This is a genomic window from Tenggerimyces flavus, from assembly GCF_016907715.1.
In the GTDB taxonomy this organism is placed as follows: Bacteria; Actinomycetota; Actinomycetes; order Propionibacteriales; family Actinopolymorphaceae; genus Tenggerimyces; species Tenggerimyces flavus.
In genome coordinates this window covers 4,571,348-4,587,638 of sequence record NZ_JAFBCM010000001.1, presented here as the reverse complement: position 1 = coordinate 4,587,638, position 16,291 = coordinate 4,571,348, and the positions used below count along the sequence as shown (strand labels likewise).

The window sequence follows — 16,291 nt, the reverse complement described above, 5'->3', positions numbered from 1 at the left end:
GCTCGCACGTGTCGGCCGCGGACGGCCTCCCCGGCATCGGGTCGCGGTGCTCGACGCCGCCGGGTGACCCTGCGGCGACAGACGGCGGCCTTCGGCCGGAGAGCCGTCCTCGGCCCCCGGAAGCCGGCGCCGCCGAGCGTGGTGGTTTCGGCAGCCTTCATCACTCAGCCCTCAGAACTTGACCAACCCGCATGCGGGCGGCACGTTCGCCGGGTAGGACGGCAAGGAGATAGGCGACCAGGAGGGCACCGGGCACGCACAGCAACAGCGGCCAGAACGGCATGGGGGGAACGTACTGCAGCGCCACGTAGTTAGTGACCATCCGCCACAGCAACCGCCCCAGCGCGACGCCGAGCGGCACGCCGAACACCAGACCCACCCCGGCGAGGACGAACGCCTGCACCGCCACGGTCGCCCGGCACTGTCGCCTGCTCATTCCCAACGCGCGAAGCACCGCAAGCTCGGAGCGCCGATTCCGGATCGCGGTCACCAGAGCGTGTCCGACCGCGCCGGTCGCGATCAGCGCGAGGAACACCGACAGCGTGATCGGCAACACCTGCGCCTCCCTGATCTCCAACGGGTACGAGGCCGAGCGCAACCTGTCTACCTCAACGGCCTCCGTTGTCAAACGTTCCTTGACAGCGTCCACGGACACGCCGGGACGAACCGAGACGTACCCGAGGTGGTACTTGAAGGCGCTGAACAATGAGCCGAAGCCGGACTCGGTGAGCCACGCACCGTCGTGGTAGTAGTTCTCCAGACCCTCGGGGACAAAGGCGATTCCCACGACCTCGAAGCTCCGGTCGCCTTGGCTTCCGGAGAGCTGGACCGTCCCGCCGACCTCGACACCGAGGGTCCGAGCCGTATGCGGACCGATGGCGATCTCGCCGGTGTCCTCGGGCATCCGACCGTTCGTCAAGACAGGGTTGACATCGCCGGTGATCGGCTTCCGCTTGTAGACGTTGACCGTTCGCTGCGACGGCTGCGAGGTCGCCACGTCCACCCAGGCCTCGGTGGTGGCGAGCACGCCCTGGTCGTTCGACCAGTCGCCAAGAACCTCCTCCGCCGGAGCGAGCTCTGCGCCGCGAAACCCGAGCAGCCCTTGGAGCTGGTAGACCTGTCCGCCGCGGGCGGGGTTGGTCACCGCCTCGGCGACCCCGGCGACCAACGTGAACGCGGCGAGCACTCCGACGACGCCGAGCACGGCCGCGACGAGGGCAGGCCGTACGGACAACGAGCCACTGCCTCGCCCGCGCTCCAACGCGAAGCGGGTCCCGAGCACGACCGGCACCGGCAGCCCGGAGTTCGCCACCACGCGAGCGACGGCGGAGGACCGCCGCGCGTACGGCTGCGTCTCCGCCGAGGCCGACCATCGAGCCGCCACCGCGACGCCGAGAGTCACGAGTACGACAGCGCCGAGCCACCCGAGACCGAGCACGAGCGGGTCCACGTCGATCCCGGAAACCGGCTCGAACAGGGCCGGATTGCCGAGCGGCATCCACCGCGACCCGGCGACGGCACCACCGACTCCTATCGCGGCGCCGATCATCGCGGCGAGACCCGGTCCGACGCTCGCGCACCACAGCCGAAGCCCGATCGTCATGCCCAACGCCGACAGCACGCGGAACTCCGCGGTGCCTGCGGCGACGTGCCGTGCAACCGCCTGTCCTACGACGATCAGCGCGGCCGCGAACGCCGCGATGCCGAAGGCCAGCAGGAAAGCCGCGTCGAAGTTCCCCGTGCGCCTGGCCAACCCGTGCGCCTCGACCCACGGCCACACGTCGATGTCGGTCCGGCCGGTGATCTTGGCGAGTCCGGCCGTGAACGCCGGCAGGTCTGCCTCGGCGTTCCGCAGCCGTACGAACCCCTGGACCTGCCCGGCGGGCACATCTCCGGGCTGTCTGCCCGGGATCAGGCCGCCGTACGACCCGGGCGTCTCGGCCAGCAGGAACGAGCGGACGACGCCGACGATCCGCACCCGGACCGTCCGTCCCTCCACGAAGCGCAGCGTCACCTCGTCGCCGAGCCGGTGCTTCGTACGCGGGAGGAACAGAGAAGTCACGACCGCCTCGTCAGGTCCCGCCGCGAGCCGACCGGCGAGGACCACCGGCCGCTCCAGGGTGTTCAGGAGCTGATCGTCGAGCGGGACGCCCCACGCGGCATAGGAGTCGGCCGGAACCCCGTCGATCGTGAACGCCTCGCCGACCGCGAGCCCGAGCGCCTCGACCTCGGGCAGCCGCCGGATCCCTTCCCAGTCGATCGTGCGGTTGGGGACGACCGCGTAGTGCGCCGGCGAGGTCGCCTCCAGCAGCCGATCCGCCGCGCTCGCACCCCGGCGAGCACCGGCGACCGCGGTCAGGACCGTCGCGGTGGAGATGGCGACGAGCAACGCGAGCACGACCAGCGAACGCCATCGCCGGCGTACGTCCAGCCGCATCCACGCCGCGAGAAGGCTCATGTCACTCAGCCCTCAGGACTTGTCCGACGCGCATCCCTGCCGCGAGCCGGCCGGGCCACAGGGCGAGCAGGTTCGCGACGAGCAACGCCACGGGAACGATGAGCAGCGACGCCAGTGCCGCGACCGGAGCGGCGTACTCGAGCGGCGTGATGTCGGCGACCACCCGCCACAGGATCCGGCCGATCGCGATGCCGAGCGGAATGCCGAAGACCAACCCGATCGCGGCCAGCACGCTCGCCTGCGTGATCACGATCACCCGTGCCTGCCACCGCGTCATGCCGAGCGCGCGCAACACCGCGACCTCGTGCCGCCGCCGACGCGCGGCCGTGGCGATCGCGTGTCCGACCGCACCGAGCGCCAGCACTCCCAGGAAGCCGCCGAGGAACGCCGGCAGCAGCTGGATGCCGTACAGCAGCAACGCCTGCAAGGGCGGCCTGGGCGGATAGATCGCGCCTTTCAGCGGCTTCGGCAGCGGCTCCTTCAGCCGGCTGGCGACCGCCTCGACATCGGCGCCGGCGCGGAGGTCGAACAGCGCGCTGTGGAACTTCGCCGCCGTGCCGAACAGCGCGCGGTACCCGTCGGCGGTCATCCAACTGCCCTCGGAGTAGTCGCTGTGGGGCGACTCGGGGAGGAAGCCGATGCCCGTCACCTTGACGCTCACCTCCGCGCGTGGCTTCACCGACCCCAACAACAGCAGCTTCGAGCCCACGGTGGCATGCAGTTCCTTCGCCGTCGTCGGTCCGATCGAGATCTCGCCCGCGGTCCTGGGCAGGCGTCCCTCAGACATGACCGTCGGCATTGGACTGCCCGGCCGGACCCCGTACGAGAAGACCGTCAACGTGGAGTCGCCCGCTTCCGCCACGTTCGACGGCGCGTCCGTCACGCTGACGACGTCTGGATCCGCCCGCCACTTCGCGATCCATCCGGCCAAGGCCGGCAGCGGTTTGGGTTCGCCCCAGCCGACCTCCGCCTGCAGTTCGTGCGTCTGGCCGAACCGTTCCAGGCTGCGGGTGGCGTCGGCCACACCGGCCGAGAACGTGAACGCTGCCAGCACGCCGAGGACGCCGGTCACCGCCCCGATGATCGCTGGACGCACCGGCACCGTGCCGCGATCCCGGCCCGGCTCGAGCGCGAACCGGGTCCCGATCACCACCGGAACGGGGAGTCCCAGCCGAGTCGCCGCGGCGGCGAGCATGGAGCGGCGGACGGGCCGCGTGCTGTACGAAGCGAGCAACGCGATCCAGGCCGTGCCGGCGGCCCCGGCCGCTACGGCGAGGACCGCCAGCAGGCCACCGACGCCGAGCACGAGCCAGTCCGCCGACAGACCCGGCGCGGGCTCGAGGAGCGCGGCATCGCCGAACGGCATCCAGATCGAGACGACGAGCGCACCACCGATGCCCAGCAGCGCGCCGGCGAGCCCCGCGATCGCCGGCGGTGCCGTGGCCGACACGACCACCTGGCGCGGGGTCAGGCCGAGCGGGCGAAGCACCAGCAGATCGGCGACCGAGCCCGCCGTGTACCGGGCCAGCGCCTGACCGATGAGGAACAGCGCCGCGAGCAGAGCCGTGATCCCGAACGCGAGCAACGACAACGCCAGGAAGTTGAGCGTCGACTGCGTCCGTGCGTTGTCGTCGGCCGTACTCCACACATCGATCGGCTTTCCCACCGCCCCGGCGAGCTGCCGGCGGAACTCGGGCAGGCCCGCGGCGCCATCCTTCAGCCGAACGATCGCGTTGACCGGCACGGACGGCACGGCACCGACGATGTTCGCCTTGTACTTGTCGAAGAACGCCCCCGTGGTCACCACCGTGCCGAACGACCCGGGCTCGTCGCTGAACCACGGCCCGCGCACCACCCCGACCACCCGGACCTCCTGAGACGGACCATCGGGTGGTGGCGCGTCCGGGGTGTCGTAGGCCTCGTCGATGGTCTCAGGCTTGTACGTGCGCAGCGTGAGCGTGTCTCCGACGCCATAGCCATAGTTCTTCGCGAACGCCGGGGTGAGGACGACCTCGTCGACGCGCGTCGGATCGGCCAGCCTGCCCTCGAACACGATCGGTCGTTCGATCGTGTTCATGATCTCCGCGTCGGCGACGGCCGGCATCCCCTCCTTCGTCTCCTCGAAGGGGATGCCCTCGACCGCAGGACCGTTGAGCGCGATCTCGGCCAACGCCTCCACGCTGGGCAGGGCACGGACCTTCTCCCAGTTGAAGTCAGGATCGTTCGGCACCACGATGCCGTCGTTCGGCAAGGTGTTGGCGAGGAGTCGCGGCAGCACCGACTGTTCGCGCCGCGCTCCGGCGGTCGCGGCCAGGACCGTGCAGCTCGCGACGGCGACCAGCAGCGCCAGCACGACCAGCGACCGCCACCGGCGCCGCAGCTCGATGCCCAACCAGGTCGACAACAAAGTCATCCCCTACTCCGCGCCCTCAGCCGTGCCCATGGCGACCGCTCGCACGTGTCGGCCGTGGACGGCCTCCCCGGCATCGGGTCGCGGTGCTCGACGCCGCCGGGTGACCCTGCGGCGACAGACGGCGGCCTTCGGCCGGAAGAGCCGTCCTCGGCCCCCGGAAGCCGGCGCCGCCGAGCGTGGTGGTTTCTCATGTCACTCCGCTCTCAGAATCTGGCCTAATGGAAGTCGTGCGGCCCGGGCTCCGGGCAGTGCTGCCAGCAGGGTCGCGACGAGCAGCGCGACCGGGACGCTGAGGAGCACGACCCACAACGCGGTCGGCGGAACGTACGCGAGCGGCATCAGCTGCGCGACCATGCGCCACACCGTGCGTCCCAGCACGATGCCGAGCGGTACGCCGACGAGCACGCCGACGACCGCGAGCACCGACGCCTGGGTCACGACCACGCTGCGCGTCTGCCACGGCGTCATCCCCACCGCGCGCAGCACACCGAGCTCACGCCGGCGATGCCGGACGGCCTTGGTCAACGCGTGTGCGACCGCGCTGACCGCGAACAGCCCGAGGAACAGGCCGAGTCCGATCGGCAGCAGCCGGACGTTGCGGATCTCGGCGAGCTGTTGCGGTGGCGGCATCGGCGTGACGTACGCCTGTCTGGTGTCCGTCTTGCCCTTGGCCGCCGCGTACATCCGGTCCGACACGGCCTGCAGATCTCCTCCAGGTCGCAGGCTGAGGAACGCCACGTGGTTGACGAATCCCGTGAACAGCGCCTTGTAGCCGTCGGGCGTGACCACCGCGCCGTCGCTGTAGCCGTTGTACTCGGTCTCCGGCACGAAGCCGATGCCGGTGACGAGGAGCTCCTTCGTGCCCTTGTCGCCGTCCAGCGGCACGGTCGAGCCGACGTCGGCACCGAACCGTTCGGCGGCCTTGGGAGCGAGCAGCACCTCGTACGTGGCGCCCGGCGGCACACCCCGGTCGACGACGAGCGCACCATGCTCCTCGACCGGCATCCCGAACGTGATCACGGTCGACGACCCCGCACCCGCGACGGCGAAGCGGGCATCGACGACGCGCAGCACGTCCGGGTCCTTCTCGACGATGTCGATCAGTGCCACCGGGTCGGCCAGGTCCTTGCCGGTGTGGCCGAAGCCGAGCATGGCCTGGTAGCGCTGGCCGAACCGCTCCGGGCGCTCGGCGGCGTCGGCGACTCCCACGGCGAACAACGTCGCCGCGACGACACCGAGGACGCCGACCATCGCCCCTCCGATGGCGGGCCGCAGGATGGTGCCGCGGATGCGTTCGGGCTCCAGGGCGAGCCGAACGCCGATCACGACGGGAACGGCGAGACCCGCACGCGCGGCCGCCCGCGCGAGCGTCGAGCTGCGCAGTCGCCTTGCGGGCAAGGGCCGGTACAGCAGCAGGATGCCGGCGAGCGCCGCGCCGGCGTACACCAGCAGCGGAACGAGCAGCAGACCGACGGCGAGAACGAGCGCGTCCGCGTGGAGTCCGGGCGACGGCTCGTAGTCGGCAGCCGTACCGAACGGGAACCAGCCCGACACCGCGACCGCGGCGGCGGCGCCGAGGACGGCTCCGGCCACCGCGACGAGTGCGGGAACGACGCCGGCGAGAGCGACGAGCTGCGTCCGTTGCAGCCCGACCGCGCGGAGTGGCTCGAGCTCGAGGACCGCTCGCTGCGTCGTACGGACGACGGCCTGGCCCACCAGTGCGCCCCCGACGAGCAACGCACACAGGCCGAACACGACCAACCAGCTGCTCTCGAACCGGACGACCTCCCGGATGTGCGCCAACTCGGCGGCGCGGTCGTCGAGCTCGTACGGCGTCTTCAGCTCCAGCTGGTCGAGTGCACGGCGGAAGTCCGGGATCGCGGCCTCGCCCCCGTGCAAGCGGACGATCAGGTTCCACACGACCTCGGATTCGTCCTTGTCGACGAAGTTCTCCCGGTAACGCTGGAACACGCCGACCGACGGGGTGAGCTGGCCGGTCGAGTCGACGCTGTCGCCGAACCAGGTCGAGCGGACGACGCCGACGATGCGGACCGGAACCGTCGGACCGCCTGGCCGCGGTGGGGTCACCGAGCGGACGCCGGACACTCCGGTGGTGACCTCCTCCTGGAGGAACAGGCGGAGCGTGACCGAGTCGCCGACCCCGAGGCCGTGCGTCTGGACGAAGCGCTCGGTGACGACGGCCTCATCGGCCATGGTCGGGTCGGCGAGCCTGCCGGCCAGGACTGCCGGGCGCTCGATCGTACGCATCGCGTCGGAGTCCGCCGGCACGTACAGGCCGACGGTCTGCCCGGGCACCTCGTCGATGCCGAATCCCGTGTACCCGTTGAAGGTCGACGATGCCGCGACCTGTGGCAGCGCACGGATCCGCTCGACCTCGACCGGACCGCTCGGGCGCACGATGGCGGTCGCCGGCAACGTCTGCGCGAGCAACCGGTCGAGCGCGGTCGAACCACGAAGCGCCCCGGCGACGGAGGCCAGCACGATGCCCGCGGCGATCGCCACCAGCAGACCGAGCACGACCAGCGAACGCCAGTGCTGCCGGAGGTCGATCCGCAGCCAGAGCAGGAGAAGACTCATCTACTCCGCCCTGCACTCATGGCGACCGCTCGCACGTGTCGGCCGCTGGCGGCCTCCACGGCTTCGGGTCGCGGTGCTCGGCGGCGCCGGGTGGCCCTGTGGCGACAGACGGGGCCTTCGGCCGGAAGGGCCGTCCTCGGACCCCGGAAGCCGACGCCGCCGAGCGTGCTGGCTGATGTTGGTCACCATCATTCGGCCCGGAGGGTGTGGCCGACCTGGAGGCGGGCGGCGCGGTGGCCGGGCCAGGCGGCGAGCAGGTTCGCCAGCAGGACGGCGATCGGGAGACAGAGCAGGACGGCCAGCAACACCGCCGGCGGGGCGTACGCGAACGGCATCAGGTCGGCGACCATCCGCCACAGCGAGCGGCCGAGCACGAACCCGATCGGAACCCCCACCAGCACGCCGATCAACGCGAGCAGCGAGGCCTGCGTGATCACGACAGCGCGCGACTGCCACGGCGTCATGCCGACGGCCCGCAGCACCGCGACGTCGTGCCGCCGCCGACGTACGCCGGTCGCCAGCGCGTGCCCCACCGCACCCATCGCGAGCACCGCGAGGAACGCGCCGAGCGCGATCGGCAGCACCTGCACGTCGCGGATCAGCATCAGCTGGTACGGGATCGTGGGAGCGTCGAACCCGAAGTCCTCGCCGCCTTTCACCGCGGCACCGGCGTCCTTCCGGATCCGAGCCTGCACGGCTTCGAGGTCGACGCCACCGCGGAAGTCCGCGAGCGAGGCGTGGTACTTGGACCCATTCTCGAACAGCGCGTAGTAGCCCGGCCCAGTGACCCAACCGCCGTCCGCGTAGCCGTTGTGCGCTGCCTCGGGAACGAACCCGATCCCGGTCACCGTCATCGTGCGCGCGGTCGGCTTGCTGCCGGTGAGGACGATCGTGCTCCCCACGCTCGCACCGGCGGCCTTCGCGGTGTCCGGCGCCAGCACCACCTCGTCCGCGGTCCGCGGCATCCGACCGTCGGTCAGAACGGTTTCGACGTGACCCTTGACCGGCGCGTAGCTGAACAGCGTCACCGAGACCTTGTCCGACTCGGCCACAGCGATCCGCGCGTCGATGAGACCGACGACGTCCGGATCCTTGGCCCAGCTCGCCAGGATCTGGTCCGAGGGCCCATCGTTGCCGCCGATTCCGAAGACGCCGACGCCCTCGTAGGTCACCCCAAACCGGCGCGGGTTGCTCGCCGCGTCGTTGACACCGGCCGCGAACGTCAACGCGGCAAGGACACCGAGCACGCCAGCGATCGCTCCGACGATCGCCGGCCGAACGGGGACCGCGCTGCGTCCGCGCCCCGGCTCGAGCGCGAAGCGGGAGCCGACCACCATTGCGACCGGAAGGCCCAGTCGTGCGGCGGCACGGGCGATCGCGGACCGCGGCGGAGCGACCGCGAACTCGTTCGAGGCGAACGCAAGGTACGCCGTGCCGACCGTTCCGGCGACCGCGATGACGATCGCGAGCGCCCATCCTGGGGCGAGGATCCACCAGTCGACGTCCAGGCCGGGCGCCGGTTCGGCGTAACCAGCGGCACCGATCGGCATCAACGGCGACAACGCCACTGCGCCACCGACCCCGATCGTCGCACCCACCACCGCGGCGATCGCCGGACCGAGGCTGGCGGCGACCGCGCCCTGCCGCCGGGTGAGGCCCGTCGCGCGCAGGGACTGCAGATCGGCGACCGTCGCGCCGGTGTAGCGGGCCAGTGCCGGACCGACGAGGAACCCAGCCGCGAGGAGGGCGGCGAGCCCGAACGCGAGCAGGCACAGGCTTTCGAACTGGTTCGTCGTCCGAGCCTTCGAGAACTCGGCGTTCTGGACGCGGATGTCGATGTCGCTCCGCTTGGTCAGGGCGATGAGCTGCTGGCGGAACACCGGCAAGGCCGCGTCGCCGCCCTTCAACCGCACCAGCGCGTTGACCGGGACGATCTTTCCGCTCTTGCCCACGAGGTTCGGTCGGTACTCCGCGAACAGGGCGGGCGAGGGGATCACCATTCCCGGGGCACCCACGTGATCGGTGTGCCACGGCGATCGGATGACCCCGACGATCCGGGCCTGGATCGTAGGCCCGTCCGGCGCGACCTCGTAGTTCCCCCAGGCCGCCTCGGCCGTCTCGGGCTTGAACAGGCGCAGCTGGAGATCGTCGCCGACCCCGAGGCCGTAGTTCTTCACGAAGTACGGCGTCACCATGACCTCGTCGGGCCGCGTGAGGTCCGCGAGCTCGCCGTCGATGACGACGGGCTTCTCGATCGTGCGAAAAACCTCAGGCCCGCCGGGCGGGAACCCGGCCACGTTGTCCTCCGCCGGGAAGCCCACGACCTCGAACCCGTTGACGGGAAACTCGGCCACCGCCTCGACCGACGGCAGGGCACGGACGTTGTCCCAGTTGAAGCCAGGCTGGTTGGGCAGCACGAGCAGGTCGGCGGGCAACGTCTGCGCCAGCAACCGGTCGCCCGCCGTCGCGCCGCGTCGCGCCCCGGCGACCGCGGTGAGGACGGTCGCGGTGGCGAACGCGAGCAGCAGCGCCAGCACGACCAACGACCGCCACCGGCGGCGCAGGTCGATCCGCAACCAGCCCTGGGCAAAAACCACTGAGTTCATGGCGACCACTCGCACGTGTCGGCCGCGGGCGGCCTCCCCGGCGTCGGGTCGCGGTGCTCGGCGGCATCGGGTGACCCTGCGGCGACAGACGGCGGCCTTCGGCCGGAGAGCCGTCCTCGGCCCCCGGAAGCCGACCCCGCCGAGCGCGGTGCCTCGGGTCTACCTCGCCTGCTGGTCATGGCGCCTGTGTCACTCCCCCGCGTCTTGGACGCGGCCGTCGCGCATCTTCACCGCGCGGCTGGCGCCGGCGGCGACGTCGGCGGAGTGGGTGACCATCACGATCGTCTGACCGTCGTCGTGCAGCCGGCGGAACAGCTCGAGGATCTCCAACCCACCTTCACTGTCCAACGCGCCCGTCGGCTCGTCGGCGAGCAACAGGCCGGGCTCGTTCACCAACGCCCGCGCGATCGCGAGGCGCTGGCGCTGGCCGCCGGACAGCACCGCCGGGACCTGGTCGGTCCGGTCGCCGAGGCCGAGCAGGTCGAGCAGGTCGCGCGCTCGCGACTCCGCCGCACGGCGCTTCATACCGCCGAGAACGCCAGGCAGCACGAGGTTCTCCAACGCCGACACCCCGTCGAGCAGGTTGAAGAACTGGAAGACGAAGCCGACATGGTGCCGGCGGAACTTCGCGAGCCAGTCCTGGTCGCGCCCGTCGACCCGCTCACCCGCGACCTCGACCGTGCCGTCGTCGAGGGTGTCCAGGCCGGCGATGATGTTGAGCAACGTCGACTTGCCGCAGCCCGACGGCCCCATCACCGCGACGAACTCGCCGGGCATCACGTCGAAGTCGACGCCGCGCAGCGCGCGGACGGGCGCCAGCTCGGCGGTGTACGTGCGGCGAGCACCGCGGACCCGGACGGCCGGCGCGAGGGCGTTGCCGTTCGAGGTCCCCGTCTCTGGCGCGGGCTCGGTCAGCTCGATGGACATCAGGTTTCCTCCGTTGATGATTCGTCGCCAAACTGCTCGTCATCGTCGATGCGTACGTCCACGGGTCGCCACACGGAGAGGCCGAACGGACCTGCCGCACGTGCCGCCCAGGCAATCGCCAGGCTCACGATCACTCACCCCTCTTCCTTGCGCAGAAGGCGAAACGCGATGATCGGCGCGGACCGGTTCTTCAGGGCCTGCGGTCCGAGCGACGACCACCTCGAGCTGTCCGCGAGCGCCTGCACGGTGCTCTCGCCCGCGACCGTCGTACCGCCCGGCCGAGCCAGGTCCTGGAACCGCTGCGCGTTGTTTACCGTGTCGCCGACCAGCGTGTACTCGACACGCTCATCGCTGCCCAAAAGGGCAGCCGCGACCTCGCCGGTCGCCAGACCGATGCCGAGGCCGAACGGGGCGAGCCCGCGCTCGGCCCACTCCAGGTCGAGAGCGCGCTGCTGTTCGTGCATCAGGCACGCCGCCCGGACAGCCGCCTCGGCGTGGTCGGCCTGCGGGTTGGGCGCGCCGAAGACCGCCATGACCGCGTCGCCGACGTACTGCATGACGGTGCCTCCTTCGCCAAGGATGGCGCCATTCATGGCCCGCCGATGGGTATTGAGCTGACCTGCGAGGACAACTGGGTCGGTTTTCTCAGCAATGCCCGAATAGCCACGCACATCGGACATCAGTACGGTGACGTCGAGGCGCTCGGTACGGTCGGTCGCGCCGCGGTCGGTCCGGAGCTTCTCGGCGAGCCCACTGGGCAGCAGCCGGGACAGCGTCTCGCCCTGTTCCTCGCGGCGCAGGATCGCGGTGTGCAGCATCCGAAGCCGGCGCAGCGCGCCCTCGCGTCCGGCACTCGCGCCTCGAGCGAGGTCGAGGAACAGCCGTTCGATCTCGGCGTTCACCGCCTCGGCGGGGGCGCCGAGGGAGTTCGCGATCGCCTTCACCGGCCGCCCCTCGGCGACCTGGCGGAGCAGATCCTCTTCCTGGGTGGAGAGTTCTCCGTCGTCGCGCGCCGGCGCGACGAGCTCGGCGACGATCTGCGGGTCGATCAACGAGCCGCCGGTCGCGACCTCGCGGATCGCCTGGCCGAGCAGCCCGGGGTCGGAGATCCGGTCCTTGAGCAGGTACGCGTAGCCGGCCGCGCCGTCCTCGAGCAGGCGGATCGCGTAGTCGGGATCGTCGTACTGGCTGAGGATGACCACCCCCGTACCGGGCAGCCGCTTGCGGACGAACCGCGCGGCCTCGATCCCCTCCTCCTGGAACGTCGGCGGCATCCGAATGTCGGTGACGAGCACCTGGGGATGCAGTTCGATGGCTCGTTCGACGAGCTCGTCGTAGTCGGCGGCGAGCCCCACCACCTCGACCGACGGATCGCTCGCGAGGAGGGCGCGCACGCCTTCGCGGACGATCAGGTTGTCGTCCGCGAGCAGCACAGTAATGGCGTCCACAGCAGCATTGGACTCTCAGAAAGGGCTGAGCTGAAGGGATGCCAGGACGAAACTGTGGGGGTGCTGGCCTCACCGACTTCTGCGGCTGTCCTGGTCGTCAGAGGCTCTGGAGAAGCCTACGTTCGAACGTGACGCCAGGAGAACCATCCCAGGGGAGGAACAAGATGCGCGTCGAGACGCAGGTGACATCGGTTTCGTGGATCCCGTCCGAGGCCGTGACAGGCATGATGAAAACCGGCTTCGAGGTGGGTTTGGGACATTACGACGAACCGCCGCCGGACATCCTCACCGACGTCGAGGGCATGCGCGTCGGCGGCAAGTTCCGGTTCGCCAACCAGATGCGCGCGTGGGCGGAGTTCGACGAGTCCGGCAAGGTGGTCTCGCACGGCGTCGACGGCGGCTGCCTGATGGGGATCTCGAAGGTGCATGTCGGACCGTTCGGCGCGACGTTCACGAACGTGAAGCTCCCCGAGATCCGGGCCGACCGGGAGCTCGGCGACGGCTGGATCCGGCTGACGCAGACGGCCGGGGGGCGTACGTCGGTGCCGCTGCCGCGCAAGATCAACCGGGCCCCGTTCGTCCGTCTGCAGTCGCCGCTGGTGTGGACGACACTGTCGATCACGCTGTACGCGGACGGGCTGGCGGAGGGCAAGCTCGTCGGCGCGAGCCCGTTCCCGCGGCACTGGGTGTACGACGCGGATGGCACGCTGGACTCCAAGGCCGGCACGACCGACTTCGCCACCTGGATGAGCCAGGACATGGACACGCCGTGGGGCGCGTCCGACTCGCCGGTCATCGTCACCGCGGCGGAGACGGCGCTCGAACGCGAACTTTCCTCGAAGATCATGCGGGGCGGACGCAAGCCGCGGATCCGGCGGCTCGAGGCGGGCGAGGTGCTGATCCTGCAGGGCGAGCCCGACGACCGGCTGTTCCTGCTGCTCGACGGCGTCGTGGCGATCGACGTGGACGGCAAGGCGATCACCGAGCTCGGCCCGGGCGCGGTCATCGGTGAGCGCGCGGTCCTCGAAGGCGGTCGGCGTACGTCGACGGTCACCGCGGTGACGCCGATCCGCGTCGCCGAAGCCGACGCCGCGTCGATCGACCGGCTGGCGCTGGAGGACCTCGCGACCGGGCACCGGAGCGAGTCGGTCCAGTGAAGCTCATTCTGCTCGGCGTACGGGGGTCGACGCCAGCGCCGGGACAGGCGTTCGTCCGCTATGGCGGCCACACGAGCTGTGTGGCCGTCATCGCGGACGGCGCCACCGTCCCTTCGCTGGTGTTGGACGCCGGGACAGGATTGCGCGATCTGGGCACGTTGCTGTGCGGGCACGCGTTCCGCGGCTCGATCGTGCTGACTCATCTGCACTGGGATCACCTGCAGGGCTTGCCGTTCACGCCTTGTGTGGACCGTGCGGACGCGCGTGTCAATCTGTACTTCCCGGCCGCATTGGACGCGTCGCCGTCCGAGCTCGTGGCCCGGCTGATGTCGCCGCCGCTGTTCCCGATTGGGCCGGAAGGTCTGCAGGGTGCGTGGTCGTTTTGTTCTTCGTCGTCGGGGATGGTGGAGGGCTTTTCGCTCACGGTGGCTGAGATTCGGCACAAGGGCGGGGTGACGCACGGGATCCGGGTCGAGCAGGGCGGCCGGTCGTTCGCGTACCTGCCCGACCACCAGGCCCTCCCCCACGACCCCGCGGCCGTCGCCCTCGCCTCCGGCGTCGACGTGCTGCTGCACGACGCGCAGTTCCTGTCCGTCGAACGCCGAGTCGCCGACCTCTACGGCCACTCGACGATCATCGACGCGCTCGACTTCGCCGAAGCCTGCGGAACCGGCGAGCTCGTGCTCCTCCACCACGCGCCGACCCGTACGGACGACCAGCTCGACGTCCTCGCGAAGGAGCTCGCCGAGCTCGACTCCCCCCGGCCGATTTCCCTCGCCCACCAAGGCGACGTCATCTCGTTAAATCGCTAGACCGCCCAGGACGCGGCTCGCTACCTTCGCGACAGAACGTGCTTTGTCGTCGAGGGAATAAGAGCTCTCCGATGCAGTAACCGGTAGCAAGCTCCGCGCGCCACGACCGCGCCGCCTGATGTTCGGCGGCCGGTTCGATCGGCGCGCTGCTTCCTATCCGGTCCTGCACCCTCTCGGAGTCGCCCTTATGGCAGCAGTGTGTGCGCTGTGCGGCAAGGCGCCATCGTTCGGCAATCGAGTGTCCCGCTCGGGCAAGGCCGCCCTGAAGCGCCGCGTCTTCTCTCGGACGCGTCGTAGGTTCCGGCCGAACCTTCAACGCCGCAAGGTGATCGTGGACGGGACGCCCAAGCACATCCTGGTCTGCACGGCCTGCTTGAAGAAGATGCCTCGTGCGTAGCACGAGACGCTAGCCCGCGATCAGGTCCGTCATGACCGACAGCTGTTCGCCCAGCGGTGCGGTCTGGGGCCAGAAGACGTGGTCGATGCCGAGGGTGCGGACGCGCTCCAGGTCCTGCAGCACCTGGTCGACGCTGCCGGTCAACGGTTCGCGTTCGCCGCCCTCGGTCGGCGCTGACGTGACGGCTCCGTTGACGCGGACGACGATCGGCAGCGCGTCCGGTTCGTGGCCGGCCTGCTCGGCCGCGGCCCTAAACGTCGACACCGCATCGGCGAGCATCTCCCACGTCATCATGATCGAGTTCAGCCCCATCCCGAGCCGGGCCGCCCGAGCGATCGCCGCGGGGGCCATCGCGCCGGCGAGCAGCGCGGGGCCGCCGGGCCGCACCGGCTTCGGGCCGGTGAGCGACTTCGCGATCCGGTAGAGCTTCCCCGTGAACTCGACCGGGTCCGGTCCCCACACCGCGCGCATCGCCTCGACGTGCTCGCCGAACCGAGCGCCACGGCCCGCGGTCGGCACGCCGGTCGCCTCGTACTCCGCCGCCATCCAGCCCACGCCCAAGCCGGCAAGCAACCGGCCGCCGCTGAGCTGGTCGAGCGTCGCGAGCCGTCGCGCCAGCACGAGCGGGTTGTGCAGAACGGAGTCGAGCACGCTGGTCCCGAGCGTGATCGTCGAGGTGCGGGCGGCGACGTACGCGAGGGTCTCCACCGGGTCGAACACGCGGCCGTAGCTGTCCGGCAGCGGGTTGTCGTACCCCTCGATCGACGTGGCCGCACCGACGGGCCGCATCAGCCGTTCGAACGTCCACACCGACGCCAGACCGATCCGTTCCGCGCCCTCCGCGGCCGCGACCAGAGCCTCCGGACTCGCTTCGGAGCCGGAACTGGGCAACACCAAACCGAGCTTCATACCGTCTGTCCCTTTCGTACGTCGTAGCGCAGATGAGTGCTGTGCGCGCCGGCCTCGACGGCGACCCGTTCGAGGTCGATCCGCGTGCCGAGCGCGTCGAACAGCCGGACGCCGCCGCCCAGCAAGACGGGTTCGAGATGCAGCTCGATGAGGTCGATCGCGCCGAGGCGGAGCAGTTGGTCGGCCACGTTCGCGCCGCCGATCACGTACACGTCCTTGTCGCCGGCGGCCTCCCGCGCGAGGTCGAGCGCGACCTTGACGTCGGGTACGAACGTGAACGTCGCCGTTCCCGCCACCCGGTCGGGCCGCGGTCGGTGGGTCGGCACGAACACCGGCACCTCGTACGGCGGCGACGCGCCCCAACCATCGACGAGGTCGTACACACCGCGACCTGCGATCGCGGCACCCGACTCGGCGACCACCCGCTGACCCATCGACGGCTCACCGCCGGGCCGGATCACGTCGCCGCCGTGGCCGAGCGGGGTCTCCGGCGTGACTCCCGAACCGGCGATATAGCCGTCCAATGACATCGAAAGCGTGATGCGTACGCGTCCCATCCGTGTCCT

At 70.5% G+C, this 16,291-nt stretch carries 11 protein-coding genes; 3 read left to right on the top strand and 8 right to left on the bottom strand.

The features are described 5' to 3' along the window. Nucleotides 1–160: 160 nt before the first annotated feature. The 6 genes from JOD67_RS21355 to JOD67_RS21330 all read right to left on the bottom strand — a co-directional run bounded on the left by JOD67_RS21355 (nucleotide 161) and on the right by JOD67_RS21330 (nucleotide 12,450). Entirely contained in the window at nucleotides 161–2,458 is a 2,298-nt protein-coding gene (locus tag JOD67_RS21355) for an ABC transporter permease (RefSeq protein WP_205119388.1), read from the bottom strand. Nucleotide 2,459: 1 nt separating this feature from the next. Next, nucleotides 2,460–4,871 (bottom strand): ABC transporter permease, encoded by a 2,412-nt coding sequence (locus JOD67_RS21350; protein ID WP_205119386.1) that lies wholly within the window; start codon nucleotides 4,869–4,871, stop codon nucleotides 2,460–2,462. A gap of 192 nt (nucleotides 4,872–5,063) precedes the next feature. After that, nucleotides 5,064–7,469: an ABC transporter permease gene (locus JOD67_RS21345; protein ID WP_205119384.1), complete on the bottom strand. Its 2,406-nt coding sequence runs from the start codon at nucleotides 7,467–7,469 to the stop codon at nucleotides 5,064–5,066. A 188-nt stretch (nucleotides 7,470–7,657) separates the two neighbouring features. Then, entirely contained in the window at nucleotides 7,658–10,075 is a 2,418-nt protein-coding gene (locus tag JOD67_RS21340; protein WP_205119382.1) for an ABC transporter permease, read from the bottom strand. A gap of 189 nt (nucleotides 10,076–10,264) precedes the next feature. Next, nucleotides 10,265–11,002 (bottom strand): ABC transporter ATP-binding protein, encoded by a 738-nt coding sequence (locus JOD67_RS21335; protein WP_205119380.1) that lies wholly within the window; start codon nucleotides 11,000–11,002, stop codon nucleotides 10,265–10,267. A gap of 134 nt (nucleotides 11,003–11,136) precedes the next feature. Next, a complete protein-coding gene (locus tag JOD67_RS21330; RefSeq protein ID WP_205119379.1) occupies nucleotides 11,137–12,450 on the bottom strand; it encodes an adenylate/guanylate cyclase domain-containing protein in 1,314 nt (437 codons plus the stop codon). Nucleotides 12,451–12,614: 164 nt separating this feature from the next. Here JOD67_RS21330 and JOD67_RS21325 point away from each other — a divergent pair, with 164 nt between their 5' ends. The 3 genes from JOD67_RS21325 to rpmB all read left to right on the top strand — a co-directional run bounded on the left by JOD67_RS21325 (nucleotide 12,615) and on the right by rpmB (nucleotide 14,816). Continuing rightward, entirely contained in the window at nucleotides 12,615–13,607 is a 993-nt protein-coding gene (locus JOD67_RS21325; RefSeq protein WP_205119378.1) for a cyclic nucleotide-binding domain-containing protein, read from the top strand. Then, nucleotides 13,604–14,419, top strand: coding sequence for an MBL fold metallo-hydrolase (locus JOD67_RS21320; RefSeq protein WP_205119375.1), 816 nt, complete (start codon nucleotides 13,604–13,606; stop codon nucleotides 14,417–14,419). The genes JOD67_RS21325 and JOD67_RS21320 overlap by 4 nt, the downstream gene beginning before the upstream one ends. A gap of 118 nt (nucleotides 14,420–14,537) precedes the next feature. Further along, on the top strand, nucleotides 14,538–14,816 hold the full coding sequence (gene rpmB, locus JOD67_RS21315; RefSeq protein ID WP_372442339.1) for a 50S ribosomal protein L28: 279 nt from the start codon (nucleotides 14,538–14,540) through the stop codon (nucleotides 14,814–14,816). 9 nt (nucleotides 14,817–14,825) lie between these two features. On the opposite strand, the gene JOD67_RS21310 is transcribed toward rpmB, so the two are convergent. Both JOD67_RS21310 and JOD67_RS21305 read right to left on the bottom strand, forming a co-directional pair. Next, nucleotides 14,826–15,725 (bottom strand): TIGR03619 family F420-dependent LLM class oxidoreductase, encoded by a 900-nt coding sequence (locus JOD67_RS21310; protein ID WP_205119367.1) that lies wholly within the window; start codon nucleotides 15,723–15,725, stop codon nucleotides 14,826–14,828. Next, nucleotides 15,722–16,282 (bottom strand): dihydrofolate reductase family protein, encoded by a 561-nt coding sequence (locus tag JOD67_RS21305; RefSeq protein WP_205119360.1) that lies wholly within the window; start codon nucleotides 16,280–16,282, stop codon nucleotides 15,722–15,724. Before JOD67_RS21305 ends, JOD67_RS21310 begins: the two co-directional genes overlap by 4 nt. Nucleotides 16,283–16,291 lie beyond the last annotated feature (9 nt).